This window comes from Mesorhizobium sp. M2A.F.Ca.ET.067.02.1.1, from assembly GCF_004023285.1.
In the GTDB taxonomy this organism is placed as follows: domain Bacteria; phylum Pseudomonadota; class Alphaproteobacteria; order Rhizobiales; family Rhizobiaceae; genus Mesorhizobium.
This window is the reverse complement of sequence record NZ_RZSB01000065.1, coordinates 1-14,078: the sequence shown is the minus strand read 5'-3', so window position 1 is coordinate 14,078 and position 14,078 is coordinate 1. Positions and strand designations below refer to the sequence as shown.

The 14,078-nt window shown below is 63.2% G+C and carries 14 protein-coding genes and 1 pseudogene; 4 read left to right on the top strand and 11 right to left on the bottom strand.

From position 1 onward, the window contains the following. The 6 genes and pseudogenes from EOA28_RS08225 to EOA28_RS08200 form a co-directional block, all read right to left on the bottom strand. Positions 1-400 (bottom strand): annotated as a pseudogene (locus EOA28_RS08225) (6-aminohexanoate hydrolase); the annotation flags it as partial. A 115-nt stretch (positions 401-515) separates the two neighbouring features. Beyond that, positions 516-1,544 (bottom strand): extracellular solute-binding protein, encoded by a 1,029-nt coding sequence (locus tag EOA28_RS08220; protein ID WP_189341978.1) that lies wholly within the window; start codon positions 1,542-1,544, stop codon positions 516-518. Between the two features lie 40 nt (positions 1,545-1,584). Continuing rightward, the gene (locus EOA28_RS08215; protein WP_127252133.1) at positions 1,585-2,397 is read right to left on the bottom strand and encodes an ABC transporter permease; all 813 of its coding nucleotides are present in this window, start codon (positions 2,395-2,397) and stop codon (positions 1,585-1,587) included. Beyond that, complete coding sequence (locus EOA28_RS08210; protein ID WP_128314802.1) at positions 2,390-3,337, bottom strand: ABC transporter permease; 948 nt, start codon at positions 3,335-3,337, stop codon at positions 2,390-2,392. Before EOA28_RS08210 ends, EOA28_RS08215 begins: the two co-directional genes overlap by 8 nt. Then, the gene (locus EOA28_RS08205) at positions 3,337-4,440 is read right to left on the bottom strand and encodes an ABC transporter ATP-binding protein (RefSeq protein WP_127252131.1); all 1,104 of its coding nucleotides are present in this window, start codon (positions 4,438-4,440) and stop codon (positions 3,337-3,339) included. The genes EOA28_RS08210 and EOA28_RS08205 overlap by 1 nt, the downstream gene beginning before the upstream one ends. Before the next feature lie 128 nt (positions 4,441-4,568). Next, positions 4,569-6,230: an amidohydrolase gene (locus EOA28_RS08200; protein WP_127252130.1), complete on the bottom strand. Its 1,662-nt coding sequence runs from the start codon at positions 6,228-6,230 to the stop codon at positions 4,569-4,571. Positions 6,231-6,471: 241 nt separating this feature from the next. On the opposite strand from EOA28_RS08200, the gene EOA28_RS08195 reads away from it, so the two are divergent. The 4 genes from EOA28_RS08195 to EOA28_RS08180 all read left to right on the top strand — a co-directional run bounded on the left by EOA28_RS08195 (position 6,472) and on the right by EOA28_RS08180 (position 10,117). After that, entirely contained in the window at positions 6,472-7,125 is a 654-nt protein-coding gene (locus EOA28_RS08195; protein ID WP_126081538.1) for a TetR/AcrR family transcriptional regulator, read from the top strand. Positions 7,126-7,166: 41 nt separating this feature from the next. Continuing rightward, positions 7,167-8,198: a histone deacetylase family protein gene (locus tag EOA28_RS08190; RefSeq protein WP_127252129.1), complete on the top strand. Its 1,032-nt coding sequence runs from the start codon at positions 7,167-7,169 to the stop codon at positions 8,196-8,198. A gap of 441 nt (positions 8,199-8,639) precedes the next feature. After that, on the top strand, positions 8,640-9,350 hold the full coding sequence (locus EOA28_RS08185) for a helix-turn-helix transcriptional regulator (protein WP_126059636.1): 711 nt from the start codon (positions 8,640-8,642) through the stop codon (positions 9,348-9,350). Beyond that, on the top strand, positions 9,347-10,117 hold the full coding sequence (locus EOA28_RS08180) for a helix-turn-helix transcriptional regulator (RefSeq protein WP_127252128.1): 771 nt from the start codon (positions 9,347-9,349) through the stop codon (positions 10,115-10,117). Before EOA28_RS08185 ends, EOA28_RS08180 begins: the two co-directional genes overlap by 4 nt. Positions 10,118-10,181: 64 nt before the next feature. On the opposite strand, the gene EOA28_RS08175 is transcribed toward EOA28_RS08180, so the two are convergent. The 5 genes from EOA28_RS08175 to EOA28_RS08155 all read right to left on the bottom strand — a co-directional run. After that, positions 10,182-10,619 carry a hypothetical protein gene (locus EOA28_RS08175; protein ID WP_042640450.1) on the bottom strand — a complete coding sequence of 146 codons (438 nt, stop codon included), beginning with the start codon at positions 10,617-10,619 and terminating at the stop codon, positions 10,182-10,184. A gap of 17 nt (positions 10,620-10,636) precedes the next feature. Next, a complete protein-coding gene (gene flhB / locus EOA28_RS08170; protein ID WP_126081536.1) occupies positions 10,637-11,719 on the bottom strand; it encodes a flagellar biosynthesis protein FlhB in 1,083 nt (360 codons plus the stop codon). Positions 11,720-11,743: 24 nt separating this feature from the next. Further along, positions 11,744-12,766 (bottom strand): flagellar motor switch protein FliG, encoded by a 1,023-nt coding sequence (locus tag EOA28_RS08165; RefSeq protein WP_127252127.1) that lies wholly within the window; start codon positions 12,764-12,766, stop codon positions 11,744-11,746. A gap of 43 nt (positions 12,767-12,809) precedes the next feature. Next, the gene (gene fliN, locus EOA28_RS08160) at positions 12,810-13,190 is read right to left on the bottom strand and encodes a flagellar motor switch protein FliN (RefSeq protein WP_126081534.1); all 381 of its coding nucleotides are present in this window, start codon (positions 13,188-13,190) and stop codon (positions 12,810-12,812) included. Positions 13,191-13,220: 30 nt separating this feature from the next. Continuing rightward, the coding region (locus EOA28_RS08155; RefSeq protein WP_148670671.1) for a FliM/FliN family flagellar motor switch protein at positions 13,221-14,078 on the bottom strand (858 nt) is incomplete at its 5' end.

Genomic DNA, 14,078 nt, shown 5'->3' with positions numbered 1-14,078 from the left:
GTATGCCGCACACCGAACCCGTGACCGATTTCGCCATCGACTGCGACAGATGCAGCGTGCGCTCGTCCATGCCGTTGAAATAGCGCTCATAGGCGACCTTGCCGTTCTTCAGCACCAGGAAGCCGTCGGTAAAGGTTTCGTCCAGCAAGCCCGCGAGCGTCGTCGGCGCTCCGTTGCTATCGACCACCGGCAATTCGTCGAGGTCCACCTCCGCGCGCTCCAGGCGACGGCGGTGGCCGCTGCCGCGCCACACCTCGACCGTCGGCAGGAATTCGCGGATGTGCTGAAAGGCCCAGCGATTCCAGGGGGGCCGGTCCCAATCGAGCTTCGGCGACAACAGCTTGGGCGGCGAGCCCTGCATAATCGGCGGCCGCGGATCGGAGTTGCGGTAAGACGACAAGATTTCCTCCTCGATGCATGTCACCCAAATGCGTGCGCCGGTTTGGGCGAACGACATGCACAGTCACAAGAAAGGGAGGCCGGAGCCTCCCCTCCTTTCATGCCCACCTGCAAAATTACTTGCGCAGGTTGGTCCAGATCTTGTTATAGATCTCCACCACTTCCGGCGGGCATGGCGGCACGAATTCCGGCGTCGGGGCGCCGGCCGGCGGATTAAGTTCCGGTGAGTTGGCGAACTCCGGCGGCAGGAATTTGTGGCTGCCGGCAATGCCGTTGTCGTAGCCGGCGAAGTCCGAGATCAGCGCCGCGTTCTCAGGCGCCATGACGAAGTCCTGGAATAGCTTGGCGTTCTCCAGGTTCTTGGCGCCCTTCAGCACCGCGACATTGTCCATCCAGCCTTCGATGCCTTCCTTCGGATAGGCATATTTGATTGCCGGGATCTTCTGGCGCGAACGATAGGCCGCGCCATTCCATTGCTCGGTGACGATCACGTCGCCCGAGGTGATCTTGGTGATGGTGTCGTAGCTGAACGTCTTCCACGACGGCTTGGCAGCCACCAGGATGTCGTTGACCTTCTTCAGATTGGCCTTGTCGGCGCCGCAGCGCGGCACGCCGGCATAACGCTCCGCCGCATGCATGACGGTGTTGACGTCGTCGAGGACGTTGATCTGGCCCTTGAGCTCATCCGGCGGGTTGAACAGGATGGCCAACGTGTCGATGTCGCCCTTGAACTTGTCGGTATTGACCGAGAACGTTGTCGTGCCGAACTGCCACGGCGCGGTGTAGTGGCGCCCCTTGTCCCAGTAGATGTCGACAAAGCGCGGGTCGAGGTTCTTGCCGTTCGGCATCGCGTTGGGCTCGGTCTTTTCGAGCAGGCCCTCTTCGATCATGATCTTCACGGTGTAGTCCGACGGCACCACGATGTCGTAGCCGGAATTGCCGGCGCGCACCTTGGACAGCATGGTTTCGTTTGAGTCGTAATCGTCCAGCGTCACCTTGATGTTGTACTGCTTCTCGAACTTCTCGATCAGCTTCGGATTGGTGTAGTCACCCCAATTGTAGATGTGCAGTTCGCCGTCGGCGAGCGCCGGCACTGCCCATAAAAGCACTGCCGCGGAAACGGCCGCCATCAGTTTTCCAGACATTTTATGTTCTCCTTGCCTTCCCATTGTTGTGTGTTGGAGCTCATTTGGCGCGTCGGCGCGCAATCAGGAAAGAGACCGAGACGAACAGGATCGACACCATAAGCAGGATGGTGGAGATGGCGTTGATCTCGGGCGTCATCGGCCGCCGGATCTGGTTCCATATATAGAGGGGCAGTGTCGTCTGGCCGGGACCTGCGACGAGCTGCGTGATGGTAAAATCGTCGAAGGAGACGATGAAGGCGAGCGCAGCGCCCGACATAACGCCGGGAACCAAGAGCGGCAGCGTAATGCGCCTGAAGGCGTTCCACGGCGTCGCGTAAAGATCGGCTGCGGCATATTCCAGCGTCAGGTCCATGTCCTCCAGCCGCGCCCGGATCGGCATATAGGCGAAGGGGATGCAGAACACGGTGTGGGCGAGGATCAGATTGCCGATGCCGAAATTCAGCCTGAACGCACCGGCGATCAGCGCGAAGAAGGAGAGCGTCGCAACCGCCGTGATGATCTCGGGCACCATCAGCGGCAGGTTGATAACCATGAATGCCGCCGCCAGCCCACGCCACGGCTTCACCCGGGTCATTCCGATCGCCGCCAGCGTCGCGCAGATCGTCGAGACGATCGTCGCGGTCACCGAGATGATCAGCGTGTTCTTGGCCGCGGCATGGAATTCCTCGTTGAGGAAGGCGCTGCCGTACCAGCCGAGCGTGACGCCTTCCCAATGCGTGACCAGTGAGCCGCTGTTCAGCGAGAAGATCATCAGGATAAGCACCGGCACATAGAGCACCAGCAGGCAGATGATGGCGATCGATCGGAACCCCGGCTGGTCCTTGATATCCATGACGCGGGGCTCAGCCATGCTGCACCTTGCCCGACGTGTTGCGGACATAGAAGTAAAGCGCAACCAGCACGGCGGCCATCAGGATCAGCGCCTGCGCGCAGCCGAGCGGCCAGTTGCGCCCCGAGCCGAATTGCTGGGCGATCAGGTCGCCGATCATCAGGTGGATGCCGCCGCCGAGGATGAGTGGCGTCACATAGGCGCCGAGGGCCGGGATGAAGACGAGCAGGCATCCGGCGATGATGCCGGGCTTGGACAGCGGAATGATCACCCGCCACAGCACTTGCCGGCGCGTCGCATAAAGATCGTAGGCCGCTTCGATAAGCCGGAAGTCGAGCTTCTCGAGGCTCGAATAGAGCGGCAGCACCATGAACGGCAGGAACGCGTAGAGCAGGCCGAGCTGGATGGCGAAGTTGGTGTAGAGCATGGTGATCGGCTTATCGATCACCCCCAGCCCGATCAGCGCGTTGTTGATCAGGCCCTCGTCACGGATGATGAACATGATCGCCAGCGTGCGGACCAGAAGGTTCGACCAGAATGGGATGGTGATCAGAAGCACCCACCAATTGCGCTGCGCCGGCGGCCGCGTCGCCATGAAATAGGCGGTCGGAAAACCGAGCAGCAGGCAGATGACAGTCGTCACCGCCGCGAACAGGAACGAACGCAGATAGATGATCAGGAAGTCCGGCGTGAATTGCAGCGTGTCGTCGAAAATGTCGCGCTGGACCAGGAAGTTCAGATAGGCGTCGGTCGAGAACTGCCACTGCACGCCGCCATAAGGCGCGGCGACGAGGAACGAATAGACGCAGATGATGATCAGCGGCAGCACGCCGAAAATGCCGATGATGATCAGCGCCGGCAGCGACAGGAGTCGGTTGCGTCGCGCGCTGGTCTTCACCGCCTTGGCTTCGAACAACGCGGCCTTGGAGGGCGGGCCTGAGGAGAGAGCAGCTGTCGTCATCAGTCTTTCAGGACGCGGGCGGCGTCCTCCTCGAACTGGATGCCGACCTTGACGCCGGTCTCGTAGGTCACCGCGCTCGAACGGCTGTTCTGGTGGCGCACGATGAAATTCTCGCCGCCGCCATCGAGCTTGACGTGGTAGTGCGTGTCGGTGCCGAAATAGACGATGTTGGAGAGCGTGCCGGCGATCGTGCCCTTGGCCGGATCGGGGACCAGATCGGCATGCTCGGGACGAACCACCAGCGTCACCTCGCCGGTCGGATCGAAGCCTTCCGGATAGCCGGCGCTGATCGTCGCGTTGCTGGCGAACTTGACTGTCGCCACGCCGGCCTGCTTCGATACCACCGTGCCCGGCAGGAAATTGGTCTCGCCGATGAAGTCGGCGACGAAACGTTCGGCCGGCCGGTCATAGATGTCGCGCGGCGCGCCGACCTGCAGGATCTTGCCGGCCGACATCACCGCGATGCGGTCGGACATGGTCAGCGCTTCTTCCTGGTCATGGGTCACGAAGATGAAGGTGATGCCGGTCTCGTGCTGCAGCCGCTTCAGCTCGATTTGCATTTCCTTGCGCAGCTTGTAGTCCAGCGCCGACAAAGGCTCGTCGAGCAGCAGCACCTTCGGCTGCGGCGCCAGCGCCCGGGCCAGCGCCACGCGCTGCTGCTGGCCGCCGGAGATCTGGCTGGTGCGGCGCGCCTTCAGCGCCTCCATCTTGACCAGCTTCAGCATCTGGGCGACGCGGGCCTCGATCTCCGCTTTCGGCTTGCCGAGCATCTCCAGCCCGAAGCCGATATTCTGCGCCACCGTCATGTGCGGGAACAGCGCATAGCTTTGGAAGACGGTGTTGACCGGACGTTTGAACGGTGGCAGCGGCGCGATGTCCTGGCCGTGCAGCAGGATCTCGCCGGCGCTCGGGAAATCGAAGCCGGCAATCAATCTCAGCAGCGTCGTCTTTCCGCATCCAGACGGACCGAGCAGCGTGAAAAACTCATTTTCGCGGATCGACACCGAAACCGTGTCGAGGGCGGCTACCTGGTTTTCGCCGGTTCCGAAAACCTTGCGAACACCGCGAACTTCGATCGCGTTCTTACCCGGTTGTTCCGGCACGATTACCCCATTGAGAGAGCCTGCTCTTTCCGGCAGGTGTGTTCCTGTTTGATTGTGACCATAAGCCGTGGGGCTTGGCAACTGCGGAGCTGCTACCTGATTTTCAAATGCAATTCCCATGCCGCACCTCAGGCCTGATAGGTGACCCTGCCGCCACAGATGGTGGTGACCGGGCGCACCGTGTGCAGCGCTTCCGGCGCGGTCGCCTCGATATCGGCCGACAAGACGACGATGTCGGCGAGATAGCCGGTCTTCAGGCGACCTTTGCGATCTTCCATGAACTCCGCATAGGCGCCCTCGACGGTGTAACCCTGGATCGCTTCTCGCAACGAGAAGCTCTGGTCGGGCATGCCTTCCGCCCAAGGCTTGCGCATGACTGCCGCCTGGATGGACAGGATCGGATCGACCGGAGAAACTGGCCAGTCGGACGCGAACACCACGCGCGCGCCGGCGTTTTTCAGCGTGCGCCAGGCATAGCTCGACGGCCACTTGTCGCGGCCGATGCGCGAGATCGTCGGCTCCAGCGGGAAGTTCATCGCCCCCGGCGGATGCGCCGGCTGCATCGAAGCCAGAACGCCAAGTTCGGCGAAGCGCGGCACGTCGGGCGCCGTGATCACCTCGATATGCTCGACGCGGTGGCGGCTGTCGCGCCTGCCGTTCTTCTTCGCCGCCGCCTGATAGCCGTCGAGCACCGCGCGAACCGCGCCATCGCCGATCGAATGCACGGCGATCTGCAACCCGCGCCTATCGGCCTCGACCGCGACCTCGGCGAAATGCTGCGGCGAAAACAGCGGCTCGCCGCGCCAACCGGGACGGTCGGCATAGTCGTCGACCATCACCGCGGTCCAGGAATCCAGCACGCCGTCATAGAAGACCTTGACCATGCCGGAGGACAGCCACTCGGACTTGTAGGTTGCGGCCATCCGCGAGGCTTTTTCCAGCATGTCCAGCTTCATGAAGTTCTTGAAGTGGAACGGGATTTTGGTGCGGCAAAGCAACCGTCCCTCTTTTTCCAGATCGGCCAGCAGCTCGAGCTGGTAGAAGTTGCCGTCCATGTTCTGGATCGATGTGATGCCTTGCTTGGCGCACCATTCAAGCCCGCGATGCATCAGATCGCGATCGGCCGCCAGCTCGCTTGGCGAAGGATGAGGATCCGGCTCGACTCCCTCCAGGCCAAGCCGCGCGCGATTTGCCCCGTAGTGGTCGAGGACCGGCCCGAACGCCTCGCTCTCGCGCAGCTCGCCTGCGGCAAGCCCGTCCGCGCCCATGACGATCTCGTTGCCTTGGCCGACCTCCTTGCCATGCAGCAGGCCGGCCTCTTCCAGCGCCTTGGTGTTCGCCCACATCGTATGGTGGTCGGATGCCGACATGACGAAGGGCCGGTCAGGAATGATGCGGTCGAGATCGTGGCGCGTCACCGGCTCGGGCAGAATCGCGTAGTCGACGCCGGCGCCGATCAGCAGCTTGGCGTCCGGGCGCTTCGCGGCGAAATCCTGGATCGCGTCGCGCAGCGCGTCGAAGCCATGCACGCCCGCCAGATGCAGATTGTCGAGCTCGGCCGCGCCGCCGAACAGATGCATATGCGCCTCGATGAAACCCGGCAGCACCGAGCCGCCCTGGGCGTCGACAATTTTTGTCGCCGGTCCTTTGAGTTCTTCGATGGAAGCGCGGCTGCCGATGGCGATGATGACGCCGTCCTTGACGGCGATAGCCTCGGCGGCAGGATTGTCATCGTCCATGGTCAGCACTCGACCGTTGACGACCACCAGATCCGCACCACCAACCGACATCGCGACTCCACATTTGCTGAGGGACCGACAGCGCGAAGTCCTGCGAGCCGCCGCTCCACCGGGGCGGCGCCGTGGGACAAAGTCGATGCCGATGCGCCGTCTTCGAAATTCCCCTTGTTATCGTTGAAGACAGCGTGGATAAAGAATGCGACTGTTTATTCGCGTTTGTCAACAGCCGGAATTTGGCATGTATAGTGGACTGCACCGCGTGAGGCCGAGCGGGGAATGGGGGCAACGAGCAGTGAAGCGCAGTCTCGACCGCAAGACCAAAATAGCGCTCGAGCCGCGCAAGCAGCCACGGCAGCAACGGTCGAGCAAGGTGGTCGACAGGATTCTCGACGCAGCGCTGATCCTGACCCGCGAGCAAGGAACCAAGACCCCGACGACGCTCGCCATCGCGCAGCGCGCCGGCCTATCAGTCGGTTCGGTCTACCAATATTTCCCCAACAAGGAAGCCATCCTTCTCGAACTCGGCAGGCGCTGGCTGTCTTCCTTTCCCGAGGTGATTGCCAAGCGTATCAAAGTTGCCCAGCCCACCAACCGCGACGAGTTTCAGCGCGAAGTGCGCAAGCTCTTCATCGACACATCCAGGCTCTATCTCGACAACGTCACGCTGATGCCGGTGATCGAGGCGATATCCGGCAATGCCGACCTGAGGCCGATCCAGGATGGATACGACAAGGAGATCATCGCGCTGTACGCAGCCTGGCTGCAGCATGTGAACCCGGCGCTCGAGGAAAAGACCGCCAAGCGGCTGGGCCTGGTGATGATGGAGGTCGGGCACGCCTGCAGGCTTGTCGGACTGAAGCGGGATCGCAAGACATTCGACCTCATAGAGGACGATGTGGAAGCCATGTGGCTGGCTCTCGTGACCCCCTATCTCAACCTCGACTGATTTCGCACCTCCAACTGTTTTCGTACTTCCAGGGGAATTCCATGAAGACTGTCTTTTCGCCGCTTCACGCCGGTCATTCAGGCCAGATGGAACTGGTCACATCGGCCATCGTGCCCGGTTTCGAGAAACCGTCGCGAGCCGAATTCATCAAGGCGCGGGTGGAGAGCGAGAAGCTCGGGCCGATCATCGGACCCGTCGAGCACGACTTCGCCGCCGCCAAGCGCGTGCATGATGCCCACTACATCGATTTCCTGCCGACGGTCTGGCCGGAATGGGTCGCCGCCGGTTTCACGGGCTCGGCCATGGGCTTCACCTGGCCGACGCGCGGCCTGCGCGGCGACGTTCCGCCGAAGCGCGTCGACGCCCTGCTCGGCTATTATTCCTTCGATGCCGGCGCCACCTTCGTCGAAGGCACCTGGGCGGCGATCAAGTCATCCTATGATGTCGCGCTGACCGCCGCCGCCCTCGTCAAGGGCGGCGAGCGCACCGCCTTCGCGCTTTGCCGCCCGCCCGGCCATCATGCGGGTGCTGCCTTCATGGGCGGCTATTGCTTCATCAACAACGCCGCCGTCGTCGCGCAATGGTTCCGCGACCAGGGCGCCAGGCGCGTGTCGATCCTCGATGTCGACTATCACCACGGCAACGGCACGCAGGAGATCTTCTATCGCCGCGGCGACATCCAGGTGCTCAACCTGCATGGCGACCCAATGGTCGAGTATCCCTTCTTCCTCGGCCACGCCGATGAGCGCGGCGAAGGCGAAGGCGAAGGTTTCAACGTCAACTACCCGATGCCCTTCGGCACCGACTGGGACGGCTGGAGCGCGTCGCTGGAGGATGCCTGCGGCAAGCTCACCGCCTACGCCCCCGATGTCGTCATCGTCTCGCTCGGCGTCGACACCTTCGAGAAGGACCCGATCAGCCAGTTCAAGCTGAAGAGCGTCGACTACCCCAAGATCGGCCACCGCATCGCCAGGCTCGGCCTGCCGACGCTGTTCGTCATGGAAGGCGGCTATGCGGTCGAAGAGATCGGCATCAACGCCGTCGGCGTGCTGACCGGCTTCGAAGATCGCTAAACCGCAATTCGAACCGAAAGGCAGACGCCCCCGGATGCAACCGGGGGCGTCTTTTTTTGCGACCCGGCCGGGAAATCATCGCCTCATTCGGCTTTGGAACCACCGCCAAGCAACGCGAAAACCGGCTGCTGAGTCGCAGCGTGAGTCCATCGGATTCGATTTTGTCAAATCGCATTTGATGTCGGATTCATCTGCGGGTAGATTAGACCCGAATCAGCCGGTCCACGGGGGGCGCGGCGACCACCCAAAGTCTCAAGTTCCGGCGCCAGGCCGGCACCAGACGCGGACGGTTTCGCGTTCCCTGGAGGGATTCGGCGCGGTTGGGGCGCCGTTCGCGTCCGTGAGTGTGTCTTCGTAAACGTGATGTGTTTCGGGTCCGGCCGCCGGCTTCGCCAGCACCGGGCACAAGGATCGATTCCGGCAAGAATCCAAGAATTGGAAATGAGCAGTCCCGCCGCGCTTCTCCAACCCGATGCTTCAGGCCCGCACCTGACGTCCCGCGGCGATCTCACCGGTTTTTTCATGCAGCTTGCGGCCGACATCGGCGCCGACAGCTATATGCTGGTCGCCATTGTGCATGACCAGGACCGCAACGACGCGCGCATCGTGTCCTCGAACTGGATCTTCGATGCCATAGAGCTGATCGGCAAAAGGCTGATCGCCAACCTGGCGCTTGGCCCTCTGACCGTGGCGCCCGGGGTGCGCCCAAAGCCATTGGTGGCGGCGCACGCGCCCGACGCCGGCGCATTGCTGACCGGCGAAGAGGCCCGCCTGCTCGACGTGCTCGGCCATGCCGAAATCTACTCGTTGCGGCTCAATGTCGGCCGCCAGCGCCTGTTCGTGCTGTTCTCGGCCGCCGAGGCAGGCAAGATCGACCTGACCGCCCTGATGAAGGCGCAGCTCAAATGCTGCTATGCGCTTTCCAGCATTCCGCAGTTGATCGCGGCGGCATCCATGCAGGACCCGTTGTCGGACCGCGAGCGCGAATGCCTGTTCTGGGTTTCGGAAGGCAAGACCACCGACGAGGTGGCCGTCATCCTCGGCGTCTCGTCCAACACCGTCAACAGCTACATCACGCACGCCATCCAGAAATTCGCGGCCTCGAACCGCGCGATGGCGATCGCGACGGCGATCAGGAGCGGCATCATTTGAAGCACGCACAGGTCAAAGAGGCGGCCGCCGCCCTTTTCAACGATCAGCGCAATCCCTTCGGCGCCTTCTCGCTGGGCTCGGAGACGCATCATGCGGCCACCATTCCGGATGCCGTGCGCCGTTGCCGCTGGATCGCGGTCGACATCAACGCCTCGGCCTTCGGCCTTTATTTCGTCAGCCCCTCGCCTGAGCGCGCGCGTCTCGTAGCGTGCTTCGATTCCGACTATCCGAGCACCGCGGTCGCGACCAAATTCATCTCCGGCGCCAATGGCGAGGATGTGGTGCGCCACAGCCGCATCTCGACGGCGCCGCGCTGGTGGGCCGATGACAGCATCGCCGGATCGCGGCAGATCTTCCAGTCGCTCGCCTGGGCCGAGCCGACTGCTCCGCTGGCGCCTGGTACCAATGGCATCGCCCTTCCCGTGCATGCCGACCGCGGGCAATGCGGGCTGGTCGTCTTCCTGGGCTCTGAGATGGCGTTGTCCAACGACACGCTGTGCGAGATCCACGCTCGCTCCTTCGCGCTTTTCGCGGCCGTCGCCCGCATCCGCCCCAGCGACAGCGGCCGGATGCGCTCGATCTCCAAGCGCGAGCTCGAATGCCTGAAGCTGACCGCCAACGGCAACACCAGCGAAGAGATCGCCAAGCTTCTCAAGCTCTCGGTGCACACTGCCAACCAGTACCTCACCCAGTCGACGCAGAAGCTCAACGCGGTCAACCGCAACCAGGCGGTCGCCAAGGCGCTGCGGCTCGGCCTGATCGAGTAGCAACACCGAGCCTGCGGCGTTGTAAACGTGCCGCAGCGAAATTGGCTCGGCTGCAATCAGATCGTTACGGAAAAGCCAGCGGCTCGGTCCTGCGGATGCGGGCCTCCTCCACGGCGTCCTCGAGCAAGGCAGTGTTGTGCTCAGGCGTCTCGCCGGGCTTCTCGAACGACACGTAGTTGACCACCACGGAAGGCCCGCGCTCGGTCAGCGTCAATTGGAAATAGACCGTCACGCCGCGCGGCCGCAGCTCGAGATCGAGCACGATGCGCGGACTGCCGCTCCAGTCGACATGCGCCTCGCCGCCATGGCCGAGCCGCAATGTGCCCGGCCGGAAGTAAAGCTCGGCCGCCGAATCCACCAGGTCCGACAGGCAGGCGAAATGCTCGAGCCGGATGAAGGCGATATAGTCGGCAACGTCGATCAGCCTCAACTCGCCCACAACAGGCTCGATGGCGCTGGCGACGATCAGCTCGCGGGAATTGGCGTGTGGTTGCCGGTCCATGGATTAGCGGCGTCCGTTCATTGGGTTGCTTTGCGCGAGGCCTTCTTCGAGTAGACGATCCGCACCAATTCGGCGACCGCCTGGTAGAATTGCGACGGGATCACGCTATCAACCGAAACTTGCTTGTACATGGAGCGCGCAAGCGTCACGTCCTCGAAGATCGGGATGTTGTTCTCCCTGGCGATCTCGCGGATCTTGAGCGCCACCAGATCCTGCCCCTTGGCGAGCACGATGGGAGCGGAATCCTCCCCGCGCACATATTTCAGCGCGATCGAATAGTGCGTCGGGTTGGCGATCACCAGCGTCGCGCGCGGGACCGCCGTCATCATGCGCTTGCGCGCCCGGTCGCGCGCCAGCGAGCGCAACCGCGACTTGACGATCGGATCGCCTTCCGACTGCTTCAGCTCGTCCTTCACTTCCTGCTTGGTCATGCGCAGGTCGCGCCGCCAGTGGAAACGCGACCATACGATGTCGACCACCGCGATCAGGCCCATGACGAAAACGATCGCCACCAAAATGTCGACGAAGATGCCGCGTATCACCAGGCCGAACGAGACCGGGTTGGTGATCATGCCGGCGAGCAGCTTGCGATGATCTTGCGAGAGCGTGAAGCTCAGCACCGCGATCGCGAAGCCAAGCTTTGCCAGCGATTTCAGGAATTCGACCCAGCCCTGCACGCCGAACATCCGGCTCCAGCCCTTGGCGATCGAGATGCGCGACAGCTGCGGCCTGATCCGTTCACCGACGATCTGCGGCAGGTTCTGGAAAACCGAAGCGCCGATGCCGGCAACCGTCAGGAGCACGAGCAGGCTGACGACGGCGCGGCCGATCTCGCTCATCACCTGCCTGTAGAGCGAGATGACGTCGGTCTCGGTGTCCATCGGCCAAGCTTCCGGCTTTTCCAGGAAGGTCGACAGGAACATGCCGAGGTCGACGATCGCATCCTTGGCGTAGAAGACCGCGAAAACCAGGATGGCGAGGAAGGACGCAAAGATCGCGGTCTCGCGCGAATGGGGCAGCTTGCCCTGTTCGATCGTGTCGCGGATCTTCTTTTCTGTGGCTTCCTCGGTTTTGGAATCCTTGTCGACCGCTTCCGCCATGACGCTCTGACCGTGTGGCTGTCGTCAGGCGGCTTCGGCGGTGGCTGCCTGCATCGAAGGCAGCTCGAAGGCGCCTTCGCGCGACAGCCGGATGGCGGCGCTCGATATGCTCTTGCGGGCCGCCATGATGTCGGCAAGCGCAATGCCTTCCGATCCCTGTCCAAGCTCGGATTCGATCATGCGGCGAGAGCGCGCGCCGATCGCCGACAGTGCCGATTCGGCCAGCTCCGGCGACGCGCCGCGAAGCGCCAGCGTGACGAGTTCGGTCGACAGCCCGTCGAAGAGCAGAACCCGGGCTTTCTGCGGCAGCAGCGGCAGATCGTCGAAGGCGAACAGCCGCGACTTGACGCCAGCGAGATCGGGCGTGCCGGCTTCCTCCAGGTCCTGCATCAGGTCGTCCAGTTCCGGCTTCGCCATCTCGTTGAGCATGCTGGCGACGCGTTCCTGCCCGGCCGTGGTGTCCCTGCTGGCCTTCTGCGACAGCACGCTCACGCGCAGCTGGTTCTCGACGATCCTGGATGCCGCGTCCGGGATGTTGGCCATCGTCACCATGCGCTTGATGATCTGGCTGCGCATCGGCTTTTCCATGGTGAGCAGAACATTGGCGGCGGCCTGCGGCGCCAGCTTCGAAAGCACCATCGCGGACGTCTGCGGATGCTCGCCCGCAAGGAAGGCGCCGAGCCTTGCCGGTTCGAGCTTCTCGAGGTCCGGCCAGATCGGCGCGGGCCCTTCCGCGACCGGCTCGAACTTCTTCTCGCCCATGATGGCGCTCATCTCTTCGGGCGACAGCGATTCGTTGAGGATCGTGTCCATCCGGTCGGCCGAATCGAGCAGGCCCGCACCCTCGGTGAACTCGGCCTCGAACTCGGCGACGATGCGCTCCAGATCGGCCTGCGGGATGGTGCGCAAGAGACGCGCGCCCTCGATCAGCGCCTTCAGCTCATCCTGCTTGAAGAATTTGAGCAGCCGGCTGGCCGCGGGCTTGCCCATGGCCACCAGTATGGCTGCCGCCTTTTGCGGACGTGTCAGCGCCAATGCCGTCGTCATGCGTGTTGCCCTCGCTGCCGATTGGTCCGCCCGCCGACCATTCTCAGGCGCTCTTCGTCGCGGCGATGATCTCGGTGAGCCTGATGCCGAAGCGCGTCGGATCGCTTTCCAGCACGGTGATCTCGCCGCGCGCTATTCTGCGGCCGTTGACGACCACGTCGACCGGCTCGCCGATACGGCGGTTGAGCGCGACCGTGGAGCCCTTCTGCAGCGCCATCAGCTCCGAGACCGGCATTTCCGTGCTGCCGAGGATGATCTGCACGTCGACCGGAATGGTCATGATGATCGAGGAATTGGCGCCCGACTGAAAGGCGTCGTCCGGGCGCTTTTCCTCCTCCCGCAGCACGCCGCGCAGTTCCTCGATGGCGCGGTCGAGCTGTTCGTCGGGCTGGTCGGGTTCGGCTTCCACCTTGGTTTGTGCCATCTGTCGTCTCCATAAAAACCGGGCCTGGCGTCAGCCCGGCATCAGTCCGTCGATGAAATCCTGCCCGGCATCGTGCGGATGGCTGATGCGGACGGTGTAGTTCTGTCCGAGCTTGCCGAACTCGCAGACAAACAATGTCTTGTCGCGGGCGCTGAGTCTGGCGTTGAGCTGCGCATTCTCCTCGAATTCTATCACCTGGCCGGGCTCGAACGCGGCGAGGTCGCCGAGCGTCAGCCGGGCGAGCGGCATCGTCGCTTCGAGCCGGACGGTCGAGCGCATCACCTCTTCCGAGAAACGGGCACGCCAGTCGAATTCGCTGCTCTCGCCTTCCTCGACTTTGGCGTTTGCGCCACGCGTCGAGAGAAGGATGCGCTGTGGGATCATGACCGTGATCATGCCGGTATCGGTCTGCGTGGAGATGCCAAACACGATGCGGACTGCGGCGCCGTCGCGCAGGATGCGCCGCCTCGCTTCGCCGCCAGACGTTGCGCGAGGCACCGGCAGACGCAAATCCAATGAGCGCCGGCCCGATCCGTTGAGCGCCGTCGCGACCTCCTGGAACACGGTGGTCGCGACATCGGCCTCGATCTGCGACAGGTCGCGCTCGATCGGCGCCACCGGCTGGTCGGGATCGCCGCCGAACAGCGCGCTCACCATGACGGCGACCGCATGCGCATCCATCACCAGCGTCATGGCGTCGGCCGAGGTCGGCGACGAAACGATGGTCAGCGCAAAGGCATCGCCGGCGCGCGAACGCGCCTCGGGAACGCGGCCGACCTCCACCGCCTGCAGGTCGACGGTCACCGGCGCGCCGAGCTCGCTTGCAAGCGCCTTTTGCAGCACCGGGACCGCCCGTTCGGCCATGCCGCGGCCGACGCCGATCACCTG